Source organism: Varibaculum cambriense, assembly GCF_022133705.1.
In the GTDB taxonomy this organism is placed as follows: Bacteria; Actinomycetota; Actinomycetes; order Actinomycetales; family Actinomycetaceae; genus Varibaculum; species Varibaculum cambriense_A.
The window spans coordinates 23,002-47,485 of the sequence record NZ_JAKNHJ010000019.1; the positions used below are offsets into that span (position 1 = coordinate 23,002).

Annotated in this window: 21 protein-coding genes; 14 read left to right on the forward strand and 7 right to left on the reverse strand. The window is 48.9% G+C overall.

The annotated features are described in order from the left end of the window. Positions 1-32 precede the first annotated feature (32 nt). Complete coding sequence (locus L0M99_RS08785; protein WP_024058754.1) at positions 33-3,758, reverse strand: multifunctional oxoglutarate decarboxylase/oxoglutarate dehydrogenase thiamine pyrophosphate-binding subunit/dihydrolipoyllysine-residue succinyltransferase subunit; 3,726 nt, start codon at positions 3,756-3,758, stop codon at positions 33-35. A 233-nt stretch (positions 3,759-3,991) separates the two neighbouring features. Here L0M99_RS08785 and L0M99_RS08790 point away from each other — a divergent pair, with 233 nt between their 5' ends. From L0M99_RS08790 to L0M99_RS08810, 5 genes are all read left to right on the forward strand, one after another. Next, positions 3,992-5,350 carry a hemolysin family protein gene (locus L0M99_RS08790; RefSeq protein ID WP_238128387.1) on the forward strand — a complete coding sequence of 453 codons (1,359 nt, stop codon included), beginning with the start codon at positions 3,992-3,994 and terminating at the stop codon, positions 5,348-5,350. Further along, entirely contained in the window at positions 5,343-6,386 is a 1,044-nt protein-coding gene (locus tag L0M99_RS08795; protein ID WP_024058756.1) for a hemolysin family protein, read from the forward strand. Before L0M99_RS08790 ends, L0M99_RS08795 begins: the two co-directional genes overlap by 8 nt. Before the next feature lie 147 nt (positions 6,387-6,533). Beyond that, positions 6,534-7,355 (forward strand): M23 family metallopeptidase, encoded by an 822-nt coding sequence (locus L0M99_RS08800; RefSeq protein WP_024058757.1) that lies wholly within the window; start codon positions 6,534-6,536, stop codon positions 7,353-7,355. Beyond that, positions 7,346-8,086, forward strand: coding sequence for a glycerophosphodiester phosphodiesterase family protein (locus L0M99_RS08805; protein ID WP_024058758.1), 741 nt, complete (start codon positions 7,346-7,348; stop codon positions 8,084-8,086). Before L0M99_RS08800 ends, L0M99_RS08805 begins: the two co-directional genes overlap by 10 nt. Before the next feature lie 12 nt (positions 8,087-8,098). Further along, on the forward strand, positions 8,099-8,548 hold the full coding sequence (locus L0M99_RS08810; RefSeq protein WP_024058759.1) for a ribose-5-phosphate isomerase: 450 nt from the start codon (positions 8,099-8,101) through the stop codon (positions 8,546-8,548). A 124-nt stretch (positions 8,549-8,672) separates the two neighbouring features. Here the strand turns inward: L0M99_RS08810 and L0M99_RS08815 are convergent, their stop codons facing one another. Both L0M99_RS08815 and pta read right to left on the reverse strand, forming a co-directional pair. Further along, positions 8,673-9,863, reverse strand: a complete 1,191-nt coding sequence (locus L0M99_RS08815) for an acetate/propionate family kinase (protein ID WP_238128381.1) — start codon at positions 9,861-9,863, stop codon at positions 8,673-8,675. 23 nt (positions 9,864-9,886) lie between these two features. Then, complete coding sequence (pta, locus tag L0M99_RS08820; RefSeq protein ID WP_024058761.1) at positions 9,887-11,401, reverse strand: phosphate acetyltransferase; 1,515 nt, start codon at positions 11,399-11,401, stop codon at positions 9,887-9,889. A gap of 149 nt (positions 11,402-11,550) precedes the next feature. On the opposite strand from pta, the gene guaA reads away from it, so the two are divergent. Beyond that, positions 11,551-13,143 (forward strand): glutamine-hydrolyzing GMP synthase, encoded by a 1,593-nt coding sequence (gene guaA / locus L0M99_RS08825; RefSeq protein ID WP_024058762.1) that lies wholly within the window; start codon positions 11,551-11,553, stop codon positions 13,141-13,143. Between the two features lie 179 nt (positions 13,144-13,322). Here the strand turns inward: guaA and L0M99_RS08830 are convergent, their stop codons facing one another. The 3 genes from L0M99_RS08830 to L0M99_RS08840 are packed head-to-tail and all read right to left on the reverse strand — an operon-like array spanning position 13,323 to position 15,177. Continuing rightward, on the reverse strand, positions 13,323-13,754 hold the full coding sequence (locus L0M99_RS08830; RefSeq protein ID WP_238128382.1) for a hypothetical protein: 432 nt from the start codon (positions 13,752-13,754) through the stop codon (positions 13,323-13,325). Beyond that, on the reverse strand, positions 13,735-14,766 hold the full coding sequence (locus tag L0M99_RS08835) for a hypothetical protein (RefSeq protein WP_238128383.1): 1,032 nt from the start codon (positions 14,764-14,766) through the stop codon (positions 13,735-13,737). Before L0M99_RS08835 ends, L0M99_RS08830 begins: the two co-directional genes overlap by 20 nt. 21 nt (positions 14,767-14,787) lie before the next feature. After that, the gene (locus L0M99_RS08840) at positions 14,788-15,177 is read right to left on the reverse strand and encodes a helix-turn-helix domain-containing protein (protein ID WP_278338776.1); all 390 of its coding nucleotides are present in this window, start codon (positions 15,175-15,177) and stop codon (positions 14,788-14,790) included. Positions 15,178-15,290: 113 nt separating this feature from the next. Here L0M99_RS08840 and L0M99_RS08845 point away from each other — a divergent pair, with 113 nt between their 5' ends. From L0M99_RS08845 to L0M99_RS08865, 5 genes are all read left to right on the forward strand, one after another. Next, on the forward strand, positions 15,291-16,883 hold the full coding sequence (locus L0M99_RS08845; RefSeq protein WP_038108943.1) for an ATP-dependent nuclease: 1,593 nt from the start codon (positions 15,291-15,293) through the stop codon (positions 16,881-16,883). Further along, entirely contained in the window at positions 16,864-18,567 is a 1,704-nt protein-coding gene (locus L0M99_RS08850) for a UvrD-helicase domain-containing protein (protein WP_024058766.1), read from the forward strand. The genes L0M99_RS08845 and L0M99_RS08850 overlap by 20 nt, the downstream gene beginning before the upstream one ends. A 196-nt stretch (positions 18,568-18,763) precedes the next feature. Then, positions 18,764-18,976 carry a type II toxin-antitoxin system Phd/YefM family antitoxin gene (locus L0M99_RS08855; RefSeq protein ID WP_024058767.1) on the forward strand — a complete coding sequence of 71 codons (213 nt, stop codon included), beginning with the start codon at positions 18,764-18,766 and terminating at the stop codon, positions 18,974-18,976. Beyond that, entirely contained in the window at positions 18,973-19,356 is a 384-nt protein-coding gene (locus L0M99_RS08860; protein ID WP_024058768.1) for a type II toxin-antitoxin system death-on-curing family toxin, read from the forward strand. Before L0M99_RS08855 ends, L0M99_RS08860 begins: the two co-directional genes overlap by 4 nt. Positions 19,357-19,572: 216 nt before the next feature. After that, a complete protein-coding gene (locus L0M99_RS08865; RefSeq protein ID WP_238128385.1) occupies positions 19,573-20,739 on the forward strand; it encodes a hypothetical protein in 1,167 nt (388 codons plus the stop codon). A 353-nt stretch (positions 20,740-21,092) separates the two neighbouring features. Here the strand turns inward: L0M99_RS08865 and L0M99_RS08870 are convergent, their stop codons facing one another. Beyond that, positions 21,093-22,250, reverse strand: a complete 1,158-nt coding sequence (locus tag L0M99_RS08870) for a hypothetical protein (protein ID WP_238128386.1) — start codon at positions 22,248-22,250, stop codon at positions 21,093-21,095. A 717-nt stretch (positions 22,251-22,967) separates the two neighbouring features. On the opposite strand from L0M99_RS08870, the gene relB reads away from it, so the two are divergent. The 3 genes from relB to L0M99_RS08885 all read left to right on the forward strand — a co-directional run bounded on the left by relB (position 22,968) and on the right by L0M99_RS08885 (position 24,359). Further along, the gene (gene relB / locus L0M99_RS08875; RefSeq protein ID WP_024058771.1) at positions 22,968-23,195 is read left to right on the forward strand and encodes a type II toxin-antitoxin system RelB family antitoxin; all 228 of its coding nucleotides are present in this window, start codon (positions 22,968-22,970) and stop codon (positions 23,193-23,195) included. An 11-nt stretch (positions 23,196-23,206) separates the two neighbouring features. Then, on the forward strand, positions 23,207-23,467 hold the full coding sequence (locus tag L0M99_RS08880) for a type II toxin-antitoxin system RelE/ParE family toxin (protein ID WP_337954211.1): 261 nt from the start codon (positions 23,207-23,209) through the stop codon (positions 23,465-23,467). A gap of 436 nt (positions 23,468-23,903) precedes the next feature. Further along, positions 23,904-24,359 (forward strand): cupin domain-containing protein, encoded by a 456-nt coding sequence (locus tag L0M99_RS08885; RefSeq protein WP_024058773.1) that lies wholly within the window; start codon positions 23,904-23,906, stop codon positions 24,357-24,359. The last annotated feature ends 125 nt before the right edge of the window (positions 24,360-24,484 follow it).

Consider the following 24,484-nt stretch of genomic DNA (forward strand, 5'->3'; position numbering starts at 1 on the left):
CACCACCCCCCAAAGAGTTTTCCGGTACTGAACTAGGCGAAAGCCTTCTCCATTAGCTCGGCGTTCTCCGCTTTGTGCAACTTGGAATTGCCGGCTGCCGGAGAGGCCGCTTCGGGTCGGGAAGCTACTTGCAGACTCTTGCCGATAGCTCCGGTAAGGTGCAAGGCCATAAATGGCCAGGGACCTTGGTTTTCTGGTTCATCCTGTACCCAGGTGAGCGGCAAATCTCCCCAGGTGTTTAGAACTTCTTGCAGCTCGGCTACCGGGAGCGGATACAGCTGCTCTAGGCGAACAATCGCGGTATCGAAACGTTCGCGCTTTGCCCGCTCTTTTACCAAGTCATAGTAGACTCGTCCGCTACACAGTAGTACTCTGGAAGGCTGACTTACCCGCTCGTCTACTTCGCCGATAACCGGCTTGAATTCCCCCGAAATGAAATCTTCTACCGGGGAAGCTGCTGCTGCTAAACGCAACAATTGCTTCGGTTCGAAGACAATCAAGGGTTTACGTGGGCGCTTATAGGCTTGCGCGCGTAGCATATGGAAGTTATTCGCCGGATTTGAGGGCTGACATACCCACATATTTTCTTGGGCGCACAGTTGCAGGTACCGCTCTATGCGTGCCGAAGAATGGTCTGGGCCTTGCCCCTCATATCCGTGTGGCAATAGCATTACCACTCCCGAACGTTCATTCCACTTTTGGAAAGAAGAAGAAACGAACTCGTCGGTAACTGCCTGACCACAGTTCGCAAAGTCCCCGAACTGGGCTTCCCACAGCACCAAGGTTTCGGGAGATTCCACTGAATAGCCGTATTCGAAAGCTAGCGGAGCATACTCGGACAGTGGAGAGTTGAAGGCCTGGAAAGTTGCTTGCTCCTCAGTCAAGAAATTCAACGGTGTCCATTCGCGCCCATTTTCATAGTCGTGAATTACCGCGTGACGATGGGAGAACGTACCGCGACGCGAATCTTGCCCGCCGAGACGAACATTAGTGCCTTCCATTACTAGCGAACCATAGGCCAACATTTCGCCCATTCCCCAGTCGATCTTGCCTTCGCGCGACATGACTTCCCGCTTTTGCAGTACCTTCATAATCTTGGGGTGGGGGGTGAAATTCTTGGGCACCCGTACTTGGGATTGACCGATCCGCTCTACCTCTTCGCGAGTGATTGCCGAGGTCCAGCCGAGCATCATCCCTTGACCGGGTTGCTGGGAGGTAGGCATTACCCAGCGGGTGTCGCCCCCGGGATTAGTGGTGTCATCGTGCTCGGCCGCGTCGAACTCTTTCTTTTCCCGGGTCTCCTGGAAAATCTTATTCAGATCGTCATGGTATTCCTGTAAGGCTTCTTGGGCTTTTTCTTCGCTCAGATCTCCGCGCCCAATCAAGTTACGGGTATAAACCTCGCGCGTGGTGGGAAGGCTATCGATCAAGGAATAAAGCACCGGCTGGGTCATGGAGGGGTCATCGCCCTCGTTATGTCCGCGCCGACGGTAACAGACCATATCGATGATTACGTCTTTATGGAATTCTTGCCTAAAGTCAAAGGCTAGCTTGGCGGCCTTCACCACATCCTGCGGGTAATCCCCATTAACGTGGAAAATTGGAACTTGCAGACCTTTAGCTAAATCGGTGCAGTACCGGGTAGAACGCCCCGAAGTCGGCCCGGTAGTAAAACCGATCTGGTTATTTACAATAATGTGCACGGTGCCACCAGTACGGTAACCGCGCAACTGAGACATATTCAGGGTTTCCTGCACCACGCCCTCACCAATAAAAGCGGCATCACCGTGGATAAGAATTGGCATTACCTGGCTTTCCGCATCTTTTCCACCCCCTAAGCGATCTTGCTTAGCGCGAGTGATACCTTCGGTAACCCCATTGGCCGCCTCCAGGTGGGAGGGATTAGCGGTCAGGGATACCAGCACCCCTTCGCCCTCGTCAGCGGAATAAATACCCTCGGTGCCCAGGTGATATTTCACGTCCCCAGAACCTTGGGTCGAGTTCGGATCCAGATAGCCTTCAAATTCGGAGAAAATCTGGCCATAAGATTTACCGGCCACATTAGACAGCACGTTCAACCGTCCGCGGTGAGCCATCCCGATAGTGATTTCTTTTACCCCAGTCCGTGAAGCACTAGATAGCATCTTGTCTAGCAGCGGGATCAGGGATTCTGCGCCTTCTAGCGAGAAGCGTTTTTGCCCCACGTATTTGGTTTGCAGGAAAGTCTCGAAAGCTTCGGCATGATTGAGCATACTGAGCACATGCATCTGCTCATCTTTTGAAAGCTTCTTTGTGGGTTTTTCAATGCGGCTTTGTACCCAGCGACGCTGAACCGGGTCTTGAATATGCATATATTCGATCCCGATAGCCTGAGTATAGGTAGCGCGCAGCTGCTCTAACAGATCCCGCAAGTTCATAGTGTCGCGGCCGGCGAAACCACCGGTAGGAAAGACGCGATCCAGATCCCATACGCTCAGTCCATAAGATCCGATAGAAAGATCCGGGTGGCGGCGCAGGATTTGCTGCAGAGGATCCGTATTGGCGGCCAAGTGTCCGCGGGACCGGTAAGCATGAATCAGTTCCGCGATCCGGGCAGGTTTACCTTTTTCGGTTACCTGATCATAGTTGAAATCTCGTTCCCACTGATAAGGTGCATGAGCTACCCCTAAAGTGGAAAACACGCGCTCAAAGAAGCCGTCATGGCCGGTAAGTTTCTGTTCAATAATCCGCAAGAACTCCCCGGAGCCGGCACCTTGAATCACGCGGTGATCGTAGGTGGAAGTCATGGTCATGATTTGCCCAATACCGGCGTTGGCCAGTTGCGAAGGCGAGGCTCCAGCCCATTCGGCCGGGAAGGAGGTAGCGCCGACTCCAATGATTGCCCCTTGGCCAGTCATTAACCGGGGAACCGATTGTTTGGTACCCAAGGTTCCGGGGTTGGTTAAAGTAACGGTTCCTCCCGCAAAATCCGCAGGTTTTAGGGAGCCGGCACGCGCCCGCTTAACTAGATCCTCGTAGGCGTCAATGAATTGCCGAAAGTTTAGAGTATCGGCCTTGTGAACTACTGGAACCATTAGCGAGCGGGAACCATCTTCCTTGGGAAGATCGATCGCTAGTCCAAAACCGACGTGCGCAAACTTGCGGATGCAGCCGTGGCCGTCCTCGTCCTTTTCAAAGCGGACGTTCATGGACGGCATTTCGACTAGCGCCTCAATAATGGCGTAACCGATTAGGTGGGTGAAAGACACCTTACCGCCGGTAGTGGCCGCCAAATGGGTATTTATTACTTTGCGATTTTCGATTAGCAGTTTGGCAGGAATCTCGCGGGCAGAAGTGGCGGTGGGAATCTGCAGTGATTCATCCATATTCTTAACTACCGCTTTAGCTACCCCACGGAGGCGCTCTACCGTATCTTCCTCGTCACTGTCACCTGCTGGGCCTAGATCTAGAGCCGTTTTCCGGGCGACATAGGGAGAGGTCGGTTCGGAGGCGGCCACCGGGGGAGCGGGAGGCAAATCGGAACGAGTTACGTCCCGGGCACTTACCGCTAAGCCGGTTCCCGTCACCTTGTGAGGCTGCTTTTCTTGGGGGTCTGGCTCTTTTATCTGCTCATTGCGTGCCTCCAAAGCGGAGAAGTATTCTCTCCAGTCTTCGGGAACCGACAGGGGGTCGGCGCAATATTTGTCATAAAGATCATCGATGATCTCCTGGTTGATCGGGCTTACCGACTGATCCATTTGATCTTCCGAATTGGGCATGGCGCTTCCTTTTCTGGATGGTGACGGAGTATCCAATAAGATATTAAGCCTATTTAGTTCGAAAGTCCTAGCATTTCTCTCGATATTGAGAGAGTTTATGTAGACTTTACTAATGTTGGTGCATTGCTATTAAAATAGCTTACGAATTGCCTACTTGAAGAGGTGTTTGTGGTATGTGCTCCCCGGATTTGATGATGGTGGTGTAGTTGCCTGATAGCGTTTATTACCTGTTAATGGTGCTTTTGGGGGTCTTACTGACGATCGGTACCGCCCTGTTTGTGGCGGCCGAATTCTCTATGCTGGCTCTCGACCCCACCCAAGTCGAAGAGAGGGTGAAACGGAAAGAAAAGGGAGCCGCCGGAGTCCTAAAAGCTTTGCAGCATTTGTCTACCCAGCTTTCAGGGGCGCAAGTGGGAATTACTCTCACTACCATCCTGTTGGGTTACACTACGCAGACTGCGCTTACCTCTTTGTTTGCGCAGTTATTACAGGACATAAAACTGGCGGCCTCCCTGGCCACGGCCATTGCGGTGGTAGTAGCTCTAATACTGGTCAACGCCTTTTCTATGGTTTTTGGGGAACTGTTCCCCAAAAACCTGGCGTTAGCTAAACCTTTCGAAGTTGCCCGGGTGGTAACTCCCCTCCAACGCGGTTTTACCGTCGTATTTAAGCCGATAATCACGCTTCTGAACGGGATATCTAACCAGGTGGTGCGGGCTTTGGGGATAGAACCTTTAGAACAGTTATCCTCGGCGCGTTCAGCTTCGGAACTAACGGCGATGGTTCGGCATAGCGCCGAAGCCGGTACCTTAGACTTATCTACCGCCACGATTTTTACCCGCTCCGTAGGGTTAGGTAGGCTCTGTGCTCGCGACGTGATGACTGACCGGAGACGAATGGAGTCTTTAGAGGCTTGGCAAAGCGCCGAGGACGTGGTGGAGCTATCGCGGCGTACCGGGCACTCTCGATTCCCGGTTATAGGCGAGGACGCCGATGACGTCCTCGGGCTGGTGCATTTACGTCGCGCAGTGGCGGTACCTTTTACAAAAAGACAAAACGTACCAGTTACTGCCCAGTCTCTCCTGGTTAAGGCACTACGCGTTCCAGAAACCGTCAGGCTCGCACCGCTGCTAGTGCAATTGCGGGAAGCTGATCTGCAAATGGCGATTGTGGTTGATGAATACGGCGGTACCTGCGGCGTTGTGACTCTAGAGGATGTAGTGGAAGAAATCGTGGGAGAAGTGGCTGACGAACACGACTTACGCCGGCGCGGTATCCGCCTCGAGGGTGATAATAAGTGGTTGGTAGATGGGACATTGCGCCCTGATGAAATAGCTGACCGGATCGAGGTGCTGCTGCCAGATGATGGCCCTTATGAAACTATTGCCGGTTTGATCTTGGTCGTTGCCGGTAAGATTCCCCAGGTGGGTCAGAGCTATAAGGTGCGCGGTTATGTCTTGACAGTGGCAAAAATGGAGGGGCGCCGGATTGAGAAAGTGCTGATTAGTAGCGTTAATTCCACTCCGGCAGCTCGCCCTGTAACGAAACTGACCGGGCAGGATCCCCGTAAAGGCGGCGAAGGAAATGTCTGATTGGTTGGCACTGATAATCGCGGTAGCGTTACTGGCCGCAAACGCGTTTTTCGTGGCCGGAGAGTTTGCTGTCACCTCCACCCGGAGCTCGCAAATTGAGCCTTTGGCTGCGCAAGGTAAACGGGGAACGAAAGCAGCGCTATGGGCGGTAAAGCATGTTTCCCTGGTTTTAGCGGTAAGCCAATTGGGGATTACCTTAGCTTCTACCGGGTTAGGTGCCGTAGCCGAGCCAGCTTTAGCGCATTTAATCGCGCGTCCGCTAGATTTCTTCGGAGTATCGCCCTCGCTTACCCACCCCATCGCCTTCGTGTTAGCGCTGATAATCGTGGTATTTTTACATATCGTTTTGGGAGAAATGATCCCCAAGAATCTCACGGTAGCCACCTCGGTGCGGGTCTGTCTGGTCATTTCTCCGCATTTGGTACGGATTGCTCGGGCATTACGTCCTATTGTGCACGCCCTCGACGAGAGCGCTAACTGGTTCGTGAAAATGCTGGGGATAACCCCCCGTTCGGAAGTTTCTCAGTCTTTCACTATTGAAGAAGTGGCGGCGATTGTCGCAAAATCCACCGCTGCCGGAACCTTGCGTGATGATTTGGGATTATTGTCGGGAACCCTGGAGTTTTCTAAAGAGGACGTGCGTTCAGCGATGGTTCCGCGCTCGCAACTAGTTACTTTGGACTGGCCACTAAGTGCCGCTGACTTTGAAGCTGAAGTGGCCAAAACCGGGTTTTCTCGTTTCCCGATTAGTGATGAATCCGGTGACTTGCAAGGGTATTTGCATCTAAAAGATGTTATTTTCGCTGATTCTAGCGCTGCTCGCCAGGCGTCTCTGGAATCATGGCGAGTTCGGGTTCTCCCGGAAGTTTCTCCTGATGAAGAAGTAGAGGACGCATTACGAGTTATGCAAAAAACCGGGGTTCACCTGGCTAAAGTCAACGAGAACGGGCAAACCATTGGGGCTATTTTCTTAGAAGATATCTTGGAAGAATTAGTGGGAGAAGTCCGCGACACTATGCAGCGCAGCGAAAACTAACTCTGTCCCGGGTGGCATCGACGCGGAATGGAGTTTTTCCTGCCAACTGATAGTCGAGCTGTTTAAGTGGCAAATCGACCTGCTCTGGATAAATCGTTATAAATTCGTTATTATTTCAGAGTTAGTTATTTTCTGGAGGAACAGCAAATGGCCGAGTCGGTTACCCGGCGGCGCTCTCGGGGCGCCGAACGGAGGAGAAGACGACGCTTTCAACGCTACGCTGCGGTTCCTCGGGCGCTGGTGATTCTGGCTTTAGCAGCAGTTACTATTATTGCGCCGCTGACGGGATTTGTGCAGGCTGATAAGCCCGGCTCGATGATCGCCCACGTGCTATCTCTGCAGACTGACGGAGAAAGCTGGGCGGGAAGTGCTCACTCTCTCGAGGCAGTAGATTCAGAAGAAGGATTGGTCCCCGTACCGGCTGCCGGTACTCGGGCTCGGATCTTAAGTGCGGATCCCCAATGTCAGTTTTCAAATGTGGGATCGGGCAACCGAGCTACTCAAACTATGTCTAACGAAGGCGCGATTCTTTTCCCGTTGCAGCGGGGAGTCTTTCATCAATCTTCGCCCTTTGGAAACCGTATCCACCCGATATCGGGCATATTGAAACTGCATACGGGAACGGATTTTGCCGCTCCCTCGGGCACCCCGATCCATTCCCTAACCGATGGGGTAGTAGATTTTGTCGGCCCCATGGGTGGGGGAGGCAATACGGTGCGGGTTAAACATATTATCGATGGGGAAACTGTTTACTCCCAATACAAACACATGCTTCCGGGATCTTTTGCGGTGAGCGTGGGACAACAGGTTAAAGCTGGCGACCAGTTGGGGGCAGTGGGCTCTACCGGGAACTCTACCGGCAATCACCTGCACTTTGAGATCATGCCCGGCAATGAAAACAATTTTATTGATCCCGTTCCCTGGCTCGAATCCCATCATTTCCGCTACCTGGGGCAAAAATGCGAATAACTCCCCAAATTATTGCCCATAGAGGTGGAGGCGGAGAAACCCTGGAGAACACTCGCGAATCCATCGGCTATGCATTTGCTCAAAAGGTAAGCCGCTATGAAACCGATGTCCGGGCGCTTAAAGATGGCACTGTGGTGCTACAACACGATGCCCAGTTAACAACCCCCTGGGGTGATCCGCGTAAAGTTGGAGAGCTTACTTCCCAAGAATTCTTTGCGCTCCGCGGACCGGAACGGCAGCACCCGATTTCGCTAAAAGCCGCCCTCGAAGATTTCCCTACCTTAGCCTATAACGTTGATATCAAAGAGCCGCGCGCCCTTCCGGGAGCTTTACAGGTAGTTAACGCTGCAGATGCCTGGGAGCGAGTAGTTTTTTCTTCGTTTTCCTCCCGCACTTTAGCGAAGCTGCGAAAAAGTCACCCGGGGGCGCAAACCTGTTTATCTCCAGTTGAAGTAGTACAGGCGTTTATCGCCGCCCACAGTGCCAGTAAGCGGCACCTTAGTTCCGCCGGTGCTTTTGCTCAGGTGCCCCTCAAATGGAAAGGCATCACCGTGGTAGATCGCGTTTTTGTCTCCTGGTGTCACAGCCAAGGAATTAAAGTAGAACCTTGGACAATTAATGAGGAAACTGAGATGTTACAGCTGGCAGACCTGGGTGTAGATGCCATCATGACTGATTATCCCGCGATTGCCAAAGCTGCAATTAATGCCCGCTCAGCTTACTTACCCTGATACGCTTAGGGCATGAAAATACATGTTGCATGCGATCACGCCGCATTTGAATTAAAAGAAGCTCTAGTCAGTCACCTTCAGGAGAAAGGCTTAGAGGTAATTGATCACGGATCTAAGGAATACGATGCTGAGGACGACTATCCCAATACTTGTATTCCTTGCGCCGAAGCAGTCCTAGCAGACAAAGGAGCTTTAGGGGTAGTTTTAGGAGGCTCCGGTAACGGCGAACAGATGGCCGCTAACTGTGTTAAAGGGATTCGCGCTGCCTTGGCTTGGAGCCTGGAGACTGCCAAACTTGCCCGGATGCACAATAATGCCCAAATCGTAGCGGTAGGTGCGCGCATGCATGAAGTGCCAGAGGCCTTAGCAATAATTGATGCGTTTATTGCGGAGCCTTTCACGGGGGAGCAGCGGCACCAGCGGCGCATTGACCTAATGGATAAATACGAGCAAGAAAACTAGACGCCGTGCCAACCAGGTAGATATCCCGCCGCGAACGGATGGCGGCGAAAATTGCTAATACGAATAACTAGGGGCGGGGATCGGATCTTTGGTGTCCGATCCCCGCCCCTATCAGGATCGTTGGTTAATGCTTGACTAAAGAGTAGACCTGCTGAGCGATGGCAAGCTCCTCATTAGTGGGAATCACCAGCACTTTTACTGTAGATTCTGGGGTAGAAATAATTGCTTCGCGGGTAAAATGTTCCTCGTTGAGCTCCTGGTCGATTTTAACTCCCATAAAGGCCAGACTTCTGCACAGTTCCCACCGAACTCCCGGATCGTTTTCACCCACTCCGGCAGTGAAAGTTAGGGCATCTAGCCCCCCGAGCAGCGCCCAGTAGGCTCCCACATATTTCAAGAGGCGATGCAGATAGATTTCCATGGCCATCTCGGCCTGCTCATCGCCGGCCTCGATCAACTTCCAAATCTCGCGCATATCGTTATGGCCAGTTAGACCTTTCATACCTGAGCGGCGGTTGAAGAGTTCATCAATTTCGTCGATGCTCATCTCAGCCTCGCGGTAGAGCTGGAAAACTGCAGCCGGATCAATATCGCCGGTGCGACCTCCCATCACCAAGCCTTCCAGGGGGGTCAGTCCCATCGAAGTGTCAATAGGATGGTGTCGCACAATCGCGGAAGCAGAGGCACCATTTCCCAGGTGCAAAACAATCTGTTTCAAATCGTCAGTTCCCAAAATGGAACGCACTCGCTGGGAAACATACTGGTGGGAGGTACCGTGGGCGCCGTAACGGCGAATCCGGTACTTTTCGGCGACTGATCGTTTCAAGGCATAAGTGTAGGCCTTTTCAGGCAGGTGATTAAAGAATGCCGTGTCAAATACGGCTACATGCGGAACCTTCGGCAAAATCCGCTTGGCGGCATCAATCCCCTTTAAGTGTGCGGGGTTATGCAGAGGGCCAAGGGGACATAGTTCTTCGATCAAACCGTAAACGTCTTTATCGATTACTGCCGGTCCAGAAAAGTAGGGGCCGCCTTGCACAATCCGGTGTCCGACACCCACTACCTGAGATTCTTGCAGAGACGGACCGATCTTTTCGAATAGTTCTTCGACGATCGCCATTCCCTCGAGGTGGTCGCGTACTGAGCGAACCATCTTCTCTTCCACATCTTGATAGATGTGCTTGATCCGGCTGCGCTCTTCGCCGATTTGCTCAACGATCCCTCGGGCTATCTCTTCACCGGTGTCTGGATTCATCAGCTTATATTTAATGGATGAAGATCCAGAATTGATTACTAGAATCGTATCGTTTTCCACGCCCTTTTCCTCCTTTGGGGGACTTATCCCTGCGCTTGAACTGCAGTAATAATGATGGTGTTAACTATATCCTCTATCAAGGCGCCGCGTGAGAGGTCGTTGACGGGCTTATTTAACCCCTGCAGGATTGGCCCCACGGCTACGGCTCCTGAGGTGCGTTGCACCGCTTTATATACGCAGTTTCCAACATCGAGGTGGTTGAACACAAATACGTTAGCCTGTCCCGCTACCGGCGAAGTCGGGCATTTCTTTGCTGCCACGGTTTTATCGATAGCGGCATCGAATTGCAAGGGGCCATCGACTGCTAATTCCGGGTGATTCTCTTTGACTATCTGGGTAGCTTGCAACACTTTTTCCACGGTTTGTCCGCTGCCAGAATCCCCAGTCGAATAGGAGATGAGCGCGACCTTGGGGTCAATACCGAACTGGGAGGCAGTGTTGGCGCTCGAGGCAGCAATATCGGCGAGCTGGTCGGCATTAGGGTCAATCGAAACTGCGCAATCGGCGTAGAGATGAGCGTGATCGGAAAATAGCATTAGGAAAGCCCCGGACACGGTCGAAACCTCTGGCTTGGTTTTTATGATTTGGAGGGCGGGGCGAATGGTATTAGCGGTGGTATGACAAGCTCCCGACACCATCCCGTCCGCGTCACCACTTTCGATCATCATAGTCCCAAAATAGGCGGAATCCTGTAATAGTTGCCGGGCTTTTTCTATGGTGACGCCTTTATGGGCTCGCAGCTCGGCAAGCCGGGAAGCATATTTGTCTAGTCGTTCCTTATCACGCAGCGATACTACTTGTATGCCGTCTAAATCTAGGTGCAGTTCTTTTGCGCGGGAGGAAATCTGTGCCTCTTCACCTAGCAGGATAATATTCGCTGCCGAAAGCTTTAGGATTTGCGCGGCAGCCTGCAAGACGCGGTCATCCTCAGATTCAGGTAACACGATAGTACGTGGGGCAGCTTTCGCGCGCTCGGTCAACCTGCCCTGGAAGGCCAGGGGAGGGATCGCGGGACGCGGCGCATTTTTTAAAGTCGGCGCTAACTTAGCTAGATCTTCCGCGCTTACCTCACTACCGCTGAATGCAATTACCGGCGCATGTTCGAGGGAAACCGAAGGGGTAAAACTAGCGTTGACCAAAATAGTGGCTACGGGAGTTCCCCCTGCTTGGGAGGCATTAAACGCCATGATGTGTCCGGATTGAACTGCTGCTTCCTCATCCATCCCGGAAGCATCAATTAGCAAAATCATGGGGGCGAGCAGGTGGGAGGCAGCGCGCGCATGTACGGAGGCAATGTCTATCCCGGGGAAAGTGGTGGTAAAGGAACCATCGTAGAGGGCCGGGACGGAAACCGGGAAAGCGTTAATTAGCTTTTGGGCAGCTGGTTTTGATTTTAAAACCCAATCTTGGGGCTCGGGCAATCCGCTTTGAAATACCGGTTGAACCGGCAGGTTTCCCAGCAGCTGCGTTAAGGCCGCAGTAATGGTTTTGGTATTGATATTTGCCTGCAGGGGCGCCAGATAATAGGAGCTTGCCATTGCCGTTTGTTTCCTTCCAATCCTTTCAAAACTGTCCACCCCTAGACTACCAGGTCAATTAATGCTCAAGTAAAAGTAATGTGTAAGTTTTTGATCATTGGTGAAAAAGTTTTTTGGGTTGGAGGCACCTAGGGTAATAATTTCCCGCTATGCTGGAATACGTGAATGAATCAAGTCCTGACTGGGTACGCCCCGTCCTCGTATTCGATATGGGTGCGCAAACCGCACAGTTGATTGCGCGGCGGGTGCGGGAAGCCCATGTATATTCCGAAATTGTCTCTCCTAAGCTTTCTGCCGAGCAGATTCTGGCGCGCAAACCGCTGGCTTTAATCGTTTCCGGAGGCCCACATTCGGTCTATAAAGACGGCTCTCCTCATATTGATCCGCAGCTTCTAGAAAGCGGAGTTCCGATCCTGGGAATTTGCTACGGCTTCCAGATGCTAACCCAGATGTTGGGGGGTGAAGTTGCCAGCGCCGGCCGTCACGAATACGGCAAAGCCGAAGCTAAAGTTGCTGCCGACTGCCCCCTATTCGCTGATACCCCCGCTGAACAAGTGGTATGGATGTCTCACAATGATGAGGCCAAAGTGCTGCCGGCAAGGGCAAAAGTGGTGGCCAGTTCGCCTGGTGCCCAAATAGCAGCCTTCGAAATTGAGGGCAGACCCATTTGGGGAGTGCAATGGCATCCCGAGGTGCGCCACAGTGAATACGGCAGCCAATTAATCAAGAATTTCCTGTTTAATGCTGCCGGGCTAGAGCCAAACTGGGATCCAGAGTCCATTAAGGAACACGAAATCCGCCAGATTCGGGAAAAGGTCGGGAATGCCCGAGTGATCTGCGGGCTATCTGGCGGAGTCGACTCTTCAGTCGCCGCCGCCCTGGTACATCGCGCCGTGGGCGATCAACTTACCTGTATCTTCGTAGACCACGGTCTGCTGCGGGAAGGGGAACGCGAACAAGTCGAGCGTGACTATGCGGCCTCTAGTGGCGTCAAGATCGTCACGGTAGATGAATCCGAACGTTTCCTAAAGGCGCTGGCCGGAGTGAAAGAACCGGAACAAAAACGCAAGATTATCGGCCGGGAATTCATTCGGGCCTTCGAGGACGCCCAACGCGCCCTCGTAAAACAAGCCGGCGAAGCCGGAGAAGAAATAAAGTTCTTGGTGCAAGGAACCCTATATCCGGACGTTGTGGAATCGGGCGGGGGAGAAGGATCCGCCAATATCAAGTCTCACCACAACGTGGGAGGATTGCCAGAGGATCTCTCGTTCGAGTTGATCGAGCCTTTGCGTACTCTCTTTAAGGACGAGGTACGCGCGCTAGGGATAGAGCTAGGTTTGCCAGAGAATCTGGTGTGGCGCCAGCCGTTCCCCGGTCCTGGCTTGGGCGTGCGGATCTTAGGGGAGCTCACCAAAGAGAACCTAGCTATTTTGCGGGCTGCTGACCGGATAGTCCGCGAGGAGCTAACCGCTGCGGGGCTAGATCGCCAGATTTGGCAATGCCCGGTGGTGCTGCTGGCAGATGTACGTAGCGTCGGGGTACAAGGCGATGCCCGCACCTATGGGCATCCGATCGTGATTCGCCCGGTAGTAACCGAGGACGCGATGACGGCCGACTGGTTCCGCTTGCCGTACGACGTGCTGGAGCGGATTTCTAACCGCATTACCGGGGATGTTCCCGAGATTAACCGGGTAGTGCTAGATTGCACCTCCAAGCCCCCGGGGACCATCGAGTGGGAATAGTAGCAAAAAAACAAAAAAACCTGTAAAATCAACGGTTACAGAAGATAAAAAACTGTAACTGGGATTAAAATGGGAACATTTGTAAAAAAGAATAAATTGAATAATAGTTCCAAGTGGTTTACATTTGGACAAAAAATTAGACCGCAGTTTCAAGCTGCGGTCTTTTTGAGTACAAATTTTTATTTGATTTCAATTACTCCATTACATAAATCTTTGAATTCTTTTTGATTATATGCGGTGTGGAGTATATTTTCTTCAGCACATTCAATTAAATAATTTATAATTTCATTTAATCTATCTCCTAGCAAATCAGATTTAATCAGTTCCAAAATTTCTTTAATATTTTGGATTTTAATTGTATTGTTTTGATCAATAGATTGCAAATTATCTTGTAATAAAGCAATTAAAATTTTAATTTGATCTTTTGAAAGAATTTTAAAGAAATTATCGTAATACAATTTTGCACTTGGGGAAACACCGTTGCAATAATTAACCTCGCGTCCTATTCTACATTCTAAAAAAGTTTTTATTAATTTTGAAGCTTGTTCCTCAGGTATATCTGATGATAGTTTTATATATTTCATTATTTCTTTAGCTATGGGGGGGTTCATTGTAATAATTATCCCATCCATGTGTTGTTAAATATAAATCATCACACAAATTATTTATAGTTAAACTTTTTTCAGTTAGTGTTAGATAATTTAGACCATTGCATTTTTCAAAAAAAGTATACGCTAAGTCTTCTTTATCTTTTTCCAAGTTATTTTTATAAAACTCTTTTTTAGTACCGAGATCATATTTAGTTGATTCTAAAACATATCCCCATAATTTCGATGAAACTAAAAGAATATTATTTCGAACAATAGTAGGGATATCACTAGAAACATAAATACCAAATAGAGTTACTAAAAGTGCAGATGCAGTATTAGTTGAAAGATCTTTAAATGATATATCTAAACTCTGTATAGTAACATCATCTATTTCCTCTTTCAACCCCTTTATATTTTCTATAATATTTTTAGCTACTATTGCAGATTTAGATGGTTTTTCGTTTATAACCTCTTTAACACAGACATCTAGCCAACCAAGTAATTCATATGCATTAATAACTGAAACATTAGGATGTGAAGCACCGATTTGATTTCTCATATCTAAAATATGACATAGTTTACGATATATTATATCAGAAATCCACTCTAATTTTTTACACGTGTCTAATAGAGTTTTATCTTTTATTCCAGATAAGTCATCTTTATTAGAATATTCGCTTCTTCTCTTGTTTCCAACTGCATTATCATAGAATGTATATAAACCATAATAATTAATTTTAGTTCTTAAATTAACTATTACTTCGTTCCAGATGTAATTTAACGCTGCATCAAATAACCCAATAGCTGATGCTGCTACAAATTTAGATAAATAGTTAGCGTTGCTTTTATCTTCGTTTGATATAGTAGATAGAAGTGTAGGTAGAGTTTTCATTACAGCTTCTCTTTGAGATGTATCAGCAATAATATTTTCTGATGGTAGATTTAAAGTTTTTAAATAAGATTGAAAAACTGTAGTTTCAGGTGTTGAATTATCTTTAATTATCATTATTTCATTATTATTATTATCTGTCATTATTTCTCCAATCGTAAAAAATTATTTTAAAAATCTTGATTTTTTAGGATAAGATAACTTCCAATCTTCAAATTCTTCGTCTGTCATCTCATCGTTATAGTGCTTTTTTCTCATCTCATTCCATTCTATAAGATAATTATTGAAGTCTACATCATTTGATAAGAGTCCAGTAATTTCTCCATCTTCTGCTAAGGGTCTAAACTTCATGTCTTTTTCATAATTAATAATTATATGCATTATTTCAAAAATAGAATTAGGTTCATGCTCAATTAATGCTGATATATCACAATCAAGTGCTTCAGATATTTTTTGTAATTGTTCTTTACTTGGAGATCTATTTCCAGGTTCGTAATTTCTTATAGCAGCATCTGTCAATCCAGATTTATTGGAAACAAGGCTCGGCGGAAGCAGCCACTGTCGGCTCTGTTGTCATCGCCTAATGCTCTTCAGGTGAGATAATTCTCAAGACAATACAATGTCGATAAAGACACTTAGAGTTCGTGGGCGAAGGAATATGACAGACGGTGAAGATATCTTCGATAACGATTATGAACCATAGCCGATTGCCTGACTGTAAGTTGGACGTTCGGGACAATTTGATACTTGTAGGTCCGAATGGAATTGGAAAAAGCTCGTTAATTAGATGTCTCGATATGCTCTTGGGAAAAAGTATTCAGCAACTTTATTACAGCATCAGCAACTCTGATTTTCGGGACGTAAACCTCCCTCTCTGCATAGAAGCACAGCTTACGAACCTCAATAGTAACGAACGTTCCTTTTTTCCAGACGAAGTAGACCTTGAAGACGAGTCATTAACGGTTCGATTGAAAGCGAATCTCGACGGTGAAGATCTCACTGTCAGCCGTTTCTTTCCGTATGGGGCAGCGAATACTTCAGTAGGCTCAGAGCAGCGTAAGAGTATTGGATGGACTATGATTTCATCTGACTTTTCGGCAAAGTCGCTAGCCCCGGGGCGAAGGACACTAGTAGATGATTACCTTAAAGAAATCGATGCTTCGGGTGATCAATATAAGTTAGAAGCAGCAATAAACGCACTCAGCGGAGCCATTAATGATTCCACTGCTTTCACTGGTGCACTGAACTCACTGGCTTCCACTCTAAATCAGGCACTGGAAAGCGGAGTGGATGATAGTAAGCTCCGATTCGTACCTGGAGCAGCAATCGAGGGAAACCTTTTGAGCGATGTGCGATTGGAGATGGAGGATAAGTTTGGCTCCATGCGAGAAGTTACCGAGCAGTCGGATGGGACGAAGGCTCTAATCTCGTTTGCAATATTCGGATTAATAAATTCGAGTGGAATAATCGCTATAGATGAACCCGAGACCCATCTTCATCCATCAGCGCAGCGAAATTTGATTGAGGTGCTTCAGTCTTCCGGTAGGCAGCTAATAATTGCTACGCATTCTGGTGCTGTTGCAAGTGAGTTTAGCCCGGACAACATTGCAGTAATGCGAGAGTCCATGTCCCCCGCTCAGCCAAAAGTTGGGTTTCTCAAAGGGCGGGACGAACAAAAAACGCTAGCCAGATGGTGGATCAGCAGCCGAATCGAGCTACTCACGGCTAGGCATATTATCGCTGTAGAAGGGCAATCGGACAGAATGGTAGTAGAGCGCGTTGCCGAGCTAAGCGGATATCACTTGAAAAGAGATGGAATTGAAATTCTCGAGGCAGGTAGTTGCAATGAGATGAAACCCGTTATGGGTATTTTTGGCGACAACGGGTTTGGCAAGCAAATCAGTATTCTGGTTGATGAAGATGCTGAAAATGAGACAGCCAACGAGCAAAAGAATCTCACTTCAGTATCTATGTTCGTCTCAAGAGCCGATCTCGAAGACGAGTATGTTTCCGCAATCGGAGCAGATGCGCTGTGGGAGGCATTGAGAAAATCGACTCTTTTCACGCCAAACATACTGAAGAACTGTGCTATCTCAGATGGCGCAGTCAAACCTAATGAAGATGAGCTTGCAGAGTTTTGTAGGCATAAGAAGAGGAAAATCTCCTGTGCTATTGTTGCCTGCAAGCTGCTGGATAAGACCTCGGCACAGCGGGTTTCCAGTGTTGTCAAGGTGCTTCAAAATGCAGTCCAAGTCGCATGAGGTAACTGCCGAGCAGCAGAAGATTTTCGATTACGAGCCTTTTGGGATGGTAATCACTGCGCCAGCTGGATGCGGAAAAACTGAGGCGCTTGCCTATAGGGCAAGAGGACTCCTTGAGCGATATGATTTCTCAGGCAATGGCAGGAGACTGCTTATAGTCTCTTTCACCAATCAGGCACGAGACAACATTAACGAACGGCTTAAGAAATATATTGGTGTGAAAACGCTAAGGGAACATGTCACCGTCTGTAACTTCCATGGTTTAGCGTCACGAATCATTAGGGCGCATGGTCAGCTTATAGGTATTGGAAGCGATTGGAGTTTGGCGAATTCAGACTGGGTAGGTAGAGAGCTTCGCGCCCCTGGATACAATCGAGAGGATGTTAATCAGGCTAGACTAGCAATACGTGATGCAAAGCTCACGTGTTTGACCGATGAGGAAGTGAAGAAAAAGCTCGAAGGTTTACCTGGGCGGGCTGGCAAAATTGCACTCAGCATCGAGAAAAAGCGAATGAATGAAAAGATTATTTCCTATGACGACCAAATCAGAGTCGCGCTGTGGTTGTTAGACGATCCTAGGGTAACTGCACTTTACAGAAACCACTTCTTCGCGGCACTCGTTGACGAGTTTCAGGATTTGACACCTCAACAGCTGAGATTCGTGCAGGCGCTTTGTGGTGAGAACATCACGTTTGCTGGGGATCTGGCACAAAGCATATATTCTTTTGCGGGAGGAGACGTCACTTTTATACAGCGGGAGATAGCCAAATCCTCTAGTACGCAGATAAAACTACTTAAGTCATTTAGGTCGGCTCCTGAGGTCCTAGATACTGTCAACTCCTTATCGTCTCTGACGGGGAGTGGGCATCTCACTACCGCCTGTCCCGCTCACTGGAAATCGGGTGGGGTTGCTGGCTCAGCATCTTTTGAAAACGAGAATTGTGAAGCTGAGTGGATTGTCGACATGTCAAAGTCTATCTTGGAGAATTGTCCAGACCACAGAATTGGCATCATCACGAGGACGGGGTACCGCGCATTGACCTTGAAGACAACCTTAACGGAGAGTGGAGTCAACTATACCGATTGGGGAAGCGGGATATTCAGCCCAGAGGTAGCTAGAGTTCTTAAAAATATTTGTTCTGGCATACAGGCTAAATCATGTTCAAGTAGTTTTGAAGTTTTACCGTATATTCAGCAGCAAGCAGAAATTTCGCCAGTAAGTCACACAAGTGAACTTGACGACGGGTGTGCATGGCTTCTTGACCAGTTTTTTCAACGCAATTTCGATCTATCGGAAATACATGAAATTGAAAAGAGAATTGCTGCGCGAAGAGGAAACGAGACTATCGCGACTATAGGAGGCGTTCACTGTCTCACGGGGCACGCTGGGAAAGGGCAACAATTCGACTGGGTGTTTGTGCTTGGCTTGGAAGAAGGGAGTATTCCTCATTATAGAGCAAAAAATCAGGAATCGAAGAATGAAGAAGCCCGGGTGCTTTCTGTAATGATTTCTCGCGCGCGAATCGGCGTTTTTTGTACTTACATAAAAGAAATACGTGGTCACAGAAAGAAACCCTCAAGGTTTATCAAGTTCCTAAAAAAGACACCTGGATTTTTGTGCGGCAAAGAGAGTGTCGAAGTATGGCGCAGAAAAGCTGACTGGTCAGCAATAGCATCGATGTAGCTTGAGCTTCGTGAGGCTGCGAGTAGGCATTCTTCAATACCTTGAGCTGTAGGCACTTCGATGCTAATTACCTAGATCCAGTATGTTATTGCTCAGTCACGAACAGCATTAGCGGATATGACGCTGAGGGAAGGGCTCTGTTGACTCTGGCCAAAGTTTTGACCATAATTTTGGTAGGTGTAGAAAGGAGAGGTCGATGCCAGCACTCACGATGGGGCTCGCGGAAGCAAAGAATAATTTTTCTCGGGTCACCGCGGAGGTAAACAAGACGGGTAAACCCCTTACCATTATGAAGAACAATCGGCCGTGGGTAGTCATCCAACCAGCGCAGGGTGTTAGAGAGGTTTCTGACGTGGCAGTCGATTTTATGGATGAGTACGCAGACGTATTTCAAGAACTTGCTAAATGAATCAGTTTGCGTTCTCGCGGCAAGAAGTCCTGGCTATTCATGCTACGGTAATCGCTAAGTTTGGGGGGCTCGGAGGGATTCGCGACGAAGGAATCTTAGATTCCGCTCTTGCACAACCCTTCCAGGTGTTTGCTGGTCAACAGTTATATCCTAGCCCCGTTGAAAAGGCATGCAGGTACGCGTTCGGAATTATTTCCAACCACCCGTTTCTGGATGGAAACAAAAGAACTGGTGCTGCACTTCTAGGTACCTATCTCAGAATCTCCGGTATAGATTTCAAGCCCAATCATGAGTCATTTCTCCAAGCTATGCTGAAAGTGGCGGATGGCTCCGCGGGCTATGATGAACTCGTGTCTTGGGTAGAAAGTGCATTGCAGTAACCTAGTTCGTTGCTTTCTGCCACCCTTCTGCCTGCTCGGTTCAGAAGTAGCCGATAGGCAGTGCTGTGAAATAGTGATCAAGGAGTAACTCTATCGTAGAGAAACACTCATTCGGATCTGACGGCAGGTAGAGTGTTACGAATGCTGGCAGGGCACTGCTCAATACAATTTACGATGCTAGAATTTGCGTATTGCAACAATTTGAAAGGAAATACATTGAGTAACTCGCCCCATTTCCAACCTGATGAAGAAGCTCAGCAACCAGACGGATATGAAACTAGGTTGGCTCCTAGTACCAGCTCTGGTTCCGAGAACAGCTCATTTTCTCCCGCAGCCGGCTCCTCACAGCCATCAGCCCCTGCTAATGGGGCACAACCCCCGCTTCCGCCTGCTCCGCCAGCGGGGATGAATCCGCCATATTCGTCAGGAGGATATCCGCAACCGGTGCCTACCGCTGGGTATCCGCCTTATCCGACGCAAGGTATGGTCGGTATGCCACAGACACTTCCTCCGTCAGCTTCGGTACCTCAGGGAGAAATGGTGGGGTATCCCCAGGCTGGCTATCCGCCCGCGAATCCGGCAGCGATGCAGTCTCCTTATGTTGCTAACCTCCCCGGTTATCAGCAACCCCAAAAAACACCCAATGATTTTGTACTTGCTTTGAAAGCTATTTGGCCTACTTTTGTGGCTATGCACAAATCTGAGGGGCAACTTCGGGTAAAAGCCAACTCTCAGTTGAAACACTGGTGGTGGGTAATTACGCTGCTGTTTTCCCTATTGGCGGGGCTCAGCGCCTCCGTGCTGGTAGCACGCAGCGGCGATATCTTCTCCGGAGGATTTTTCGGCGGCTCGGGATTTGGTGCCTATAGCATTTTATATTTCGGGTATTGGTTCCTTTGCTTCTTCGTATTCACTCTGGTGGCATTTGCGGCCGTTATTCTGCGGGCGGCATTAGCATTAGCTGCCGCTCGCACCAAGCAAAGTAGCATCACCTTCACTCAAGTAGCTTCCATAGTGGCAACGGGGCTGGTCATGCCCTCGTTCGCGCTGGCGCTAATATTCTTGATTTCCCTGCTACCGATTCCGGTTTTGCCACTGATATTGATAGTGATCCTCCAAGTACTGTTATCGGCCGCCTTCTTGATTATGGAGCTATTGATCTTCGGAGGCTTAAAAGAACTGTACCCGCAAGATAAAAGCCCGGAGATGCGGCATACCGTTTTCTATATCATCTGGACAATTTGCGTTTCCCTCGTAATTGGGGCACTTGCGGTTCCTACCGCGACCTATGCCGTCCACTCCAGCGCGAAAGCTGCGATAGAAGATACAGTGCAACAGCAAGTAGACCAGCTGGAAGATCTCAAGGGACTGTTCAATCAGTAGTGCCTGATCGGGTGCGTCCTTAGACGGAACTAGGGCATCAGGATTATTAAATCGGGGTTTCCGCTTGAACTTAACTGGCGGAAACCCCGATTTTTCACTAAAAGCTACTCGGAGCCCGAAAATGTCCCCATTAGCCTGGCATCGCCTCAGCTACCCACTTCGGAGCGGTGAATAGCGATTCCGCGACACTTTGCAATTCTGCCAGGGTCTGGCAGACCTGCCTGCTCTATAGCGAAGAGTAAGAATCGTGATAGTCGCTGATTTTAAACCCTTTAATTGACATTTCTGCTATCAAGTCGGGGCTACCTGAGCCCAGTAAATATCTCAAGGAAACCTCCGATACTACCCGGCCATTAGGAGAATTTTTTGTAACCGGTAATTTCATTGCCGGTAATCGATATTTCCGCTATGGTCTGCTCAGTTCCTGAAGGCGACATAGATGCTGGATAGAAAATAGTAATTTTTCCCGGGTTTTCGATCCTTACGGTATTCGGTTCTTGAGTGCCCCCAATTATCGAAATATAGGGGTGCTTGGGGTCGCTGGGATCAAAAATCGCCAACTGGCAACTGACTGCTTCTAAATCATTGGCTATTAGCAGCGCATCGAGGTAGCCATCACCGTTTACATCTCCATATGCCACGTTATAGCGCTTGCTGGTGTCCGCGGCAAAGCTTCCGGAATCAAAAAAGCTTGAGCTATTCCCTTCGTTTTCTGAAAGCTTGAGTGCAGGAAGCTGTGTCCCTTCATCCCAGGGAGTAGTGACTTTCTCGATTGATTTCCCGTTTTGCATGGTTGCCCAGCAGGGGGTGGTTTCTCCTGGCATTTTTCTCGATATAGGAGTGCCATCATTTTTGCTCCAGAAATATTGGTCTGAACAGCCATCAAGTCCCAAAGTGGGTAGATAGGCGTTGGCGAAGTCAATGTTTTTGATGGCGTCTTTGGCTACCGGTGGTTCACTTGGTTTGCTCTCACTAGGGTTTAACTCTTTTTCAGGGTGAGGTTGCGCCTTAGAACTGCCGATCAAGGTCATAACTTCTAGCTCGGAGGCTTCCTTTGGGGTGGGAGGATTAGTTTCTGCAGATTCTGCGTTTTCGGTAGTATTCTGCGAGCTTTGGGTGGGCTGTGAGGGGGAATCTTGAGCGATACTGGTGGTATAGATTCCTTTGCCGTCACAGGTGACTGCAGCGGGCTTTTCCAAGTTTTGCACCCACAATAGTTTGCTGGTTTCCGGGTTATAGGCAACGATCTGCCTAGCGTTAGTGGCCGAAGGGCTAGCTCCAACTATCAGGTGCTTATCGGCGTAAATTTGTTCTTTGAAGTGGTATTTCTGGTTTTGGTTGGTTTTTATGGTGTCTTTGGTGACGCATGCGATTTTCCCGCTTGCCGTCAAGTAGGGCTGCTGAAGGGAGCTATCGCATTTTGGTAAGGCTATGAGGTTACCGATTTTAGCTCCAGACTTAGGGTCTAGGAATTGTCCTACACCACTGCCATCTTTGAATGGTTGCAGCAACAGCAGCTTGTCTTTTTCCGGTTCGTACAGCGTATATGCTTGCCTGGGTTCTTTTTTATTTCTATCACTACTTTTGACGGTTTATCCCAAGCTGGTTTGACCCCCACCTCCAAAGAATCATCACTGCTAAATAACTTGTATAGGGTAATCCCTAAAGCACAAACCGCAAGCACTAGCAATACACACAAGGAGACTATTAAAGCCTGTCGCGATTTAGCTTTTCCACCAGGAGCCGGCTGCCCCGGATAGTAAGGAGGTACCGGTTGCCCAGGATAGGTAGGAGGTGTCGTCTGCGAGACATGGTATGCAGGAGGTACCGGCTGTCCGGGAGAAGTAGCATATGTTGGTTGAATTGGGTAAACCGGAGGGGCTGGTGGGGGTGTTGAAGGAAATCCATTCGGGGATCCGGGGGTGCCGCCAGCATTACTATCTTCATCAGGGGAAAACTTCGACATATCACCACTCTAACAAGCCCAAACCGTCCTCAATAGAAAAAAGAGGACTACCTTCCCAGAGATATTATTGAAATCAAGTACCTGCCTGTTTACCCAGCTATCACTGCGTATAAGGAGTTGGGTGTTTTGCCGAAAACTAGCAAATAGCAACGTCTGTAAAAGATTGACTGGGGGAGTGGCTCCCTCTACGTTCCGTAATCCGAAAAAGCTATAGCGTTGATACTCTCCTTCGAGTTACAATGTAATACGAAGGAGGGTGTCGATGTTAGAAGCTACTATGACTGTGCGGTTAAGCCAGGCGGAAAAATCTTTGATAGCTGATTACGCACAAATAATCGGAATGAACACTTCCCAATTCATGCGGCAGTGCGTATTGGAACAGATTGAAAATGAAATAGATGTTGCCGCCTACCAAAAGGCTAAGGCGGAATATGATGCCAATCCAGTTAGCTACGACCTAGATCAAGTGGAAGAGATGCTGGGATTGTGAGTTGGAAATTGGTGATTTCACCCCATGCAGTCAAACAACTCTCCAAGTTAGATAAACCAACTGCGAAACTGATTACCTCCTGGCTGCGGAAAAATATTTCCCAATGTGAGAATCCGAGAGAAAAAGGAAAAGCACTTAGTGCTAACCTTGCGGGTTCCTGGCGCTATCGAATAGGAAACTACCGGGTTTTGTGCGAAATAAAAGATGATGAGTTGATAGTACTAGCCTTTGAGGTCGCCCATCGCAGCAAAGTTTACAGGCAGAGTCGCTGACTAGAAAAAGCGACTATTACTTTGCTGAAAATAGAACTGAGCTGCTGCTAATAACTGCTATTAAAATCTGTGATTTCGTGTCCCGTAATCGTTGTTTGTGTTTGGATTTTGTCCATGTTGCCCGACGAGGGGTTTGGTTCAAAGACGGTTATCTTTCCCGCAGGATAACCATTAGAGGATCCGGGATGCCGCCAGCATTACTATCTTCGTCAGGGGAAAAATTCGGCATAAACCCGCTCTAGCAAGCACTATCAGCAGCAAAATGAAAACTAAATAAATCAGACCATAGACACTGACCAGCCTCTTGATATTCTCAAAATGAACAAAATCGGTTTCAACGCTGGTAGCGATATTTCCCGGGAAGTGCTGCGACCTGGTTTCAGCCTGGATAACATGGAAGAGAACGATCTGAAAGGCTGTTGAAAGGAAAATACTCATGGCAGTTCATGACAATGGACCGGAGCCCTATAGCTTCGATTTGGAAACCGAGACCAAAGAAAATACCAACTACCGTACCACCGCCTGGACCGGGAAATACCTGCAGGTAACCCTGATGTCTATCCCGGTAGGTGAATCCATCGGCCTGGAAGTACACCCTGACAACGATCAGTTCCTGCGCCTAGATGCTGGTAAAGGCAAAGTGGTAATGGGGGATGCGGAAGATAACCTCACCTTTGAACAAGAAGTCGGCGATGGCTGGGCGGTAATGGTACCGGCCGGCAAATGGCACGACATTATTAACATCGGTGATGAACCGATGAAGGTTTATGCAGTTTATTCGCCTTCCCACCATGCGAAGGGAATCGTACAAGAGACTTTCGCTCAGGCGGAAAAGGACGAGGAATCCGGCAAGGACGTTCCTCCCGAATGGACCGTACAGCTAGGTAAATAGCTTATTTATCTAGTAGACGACTTCAGTAGGTAGCTAACTTTGGTTACTTACTGCGTGAGCGTTAGTAAATAAAATCTGGTGGGGGGGGGGGGGGGGGGGGGGGGGGGGGGGGGGGGGGGGGGGGG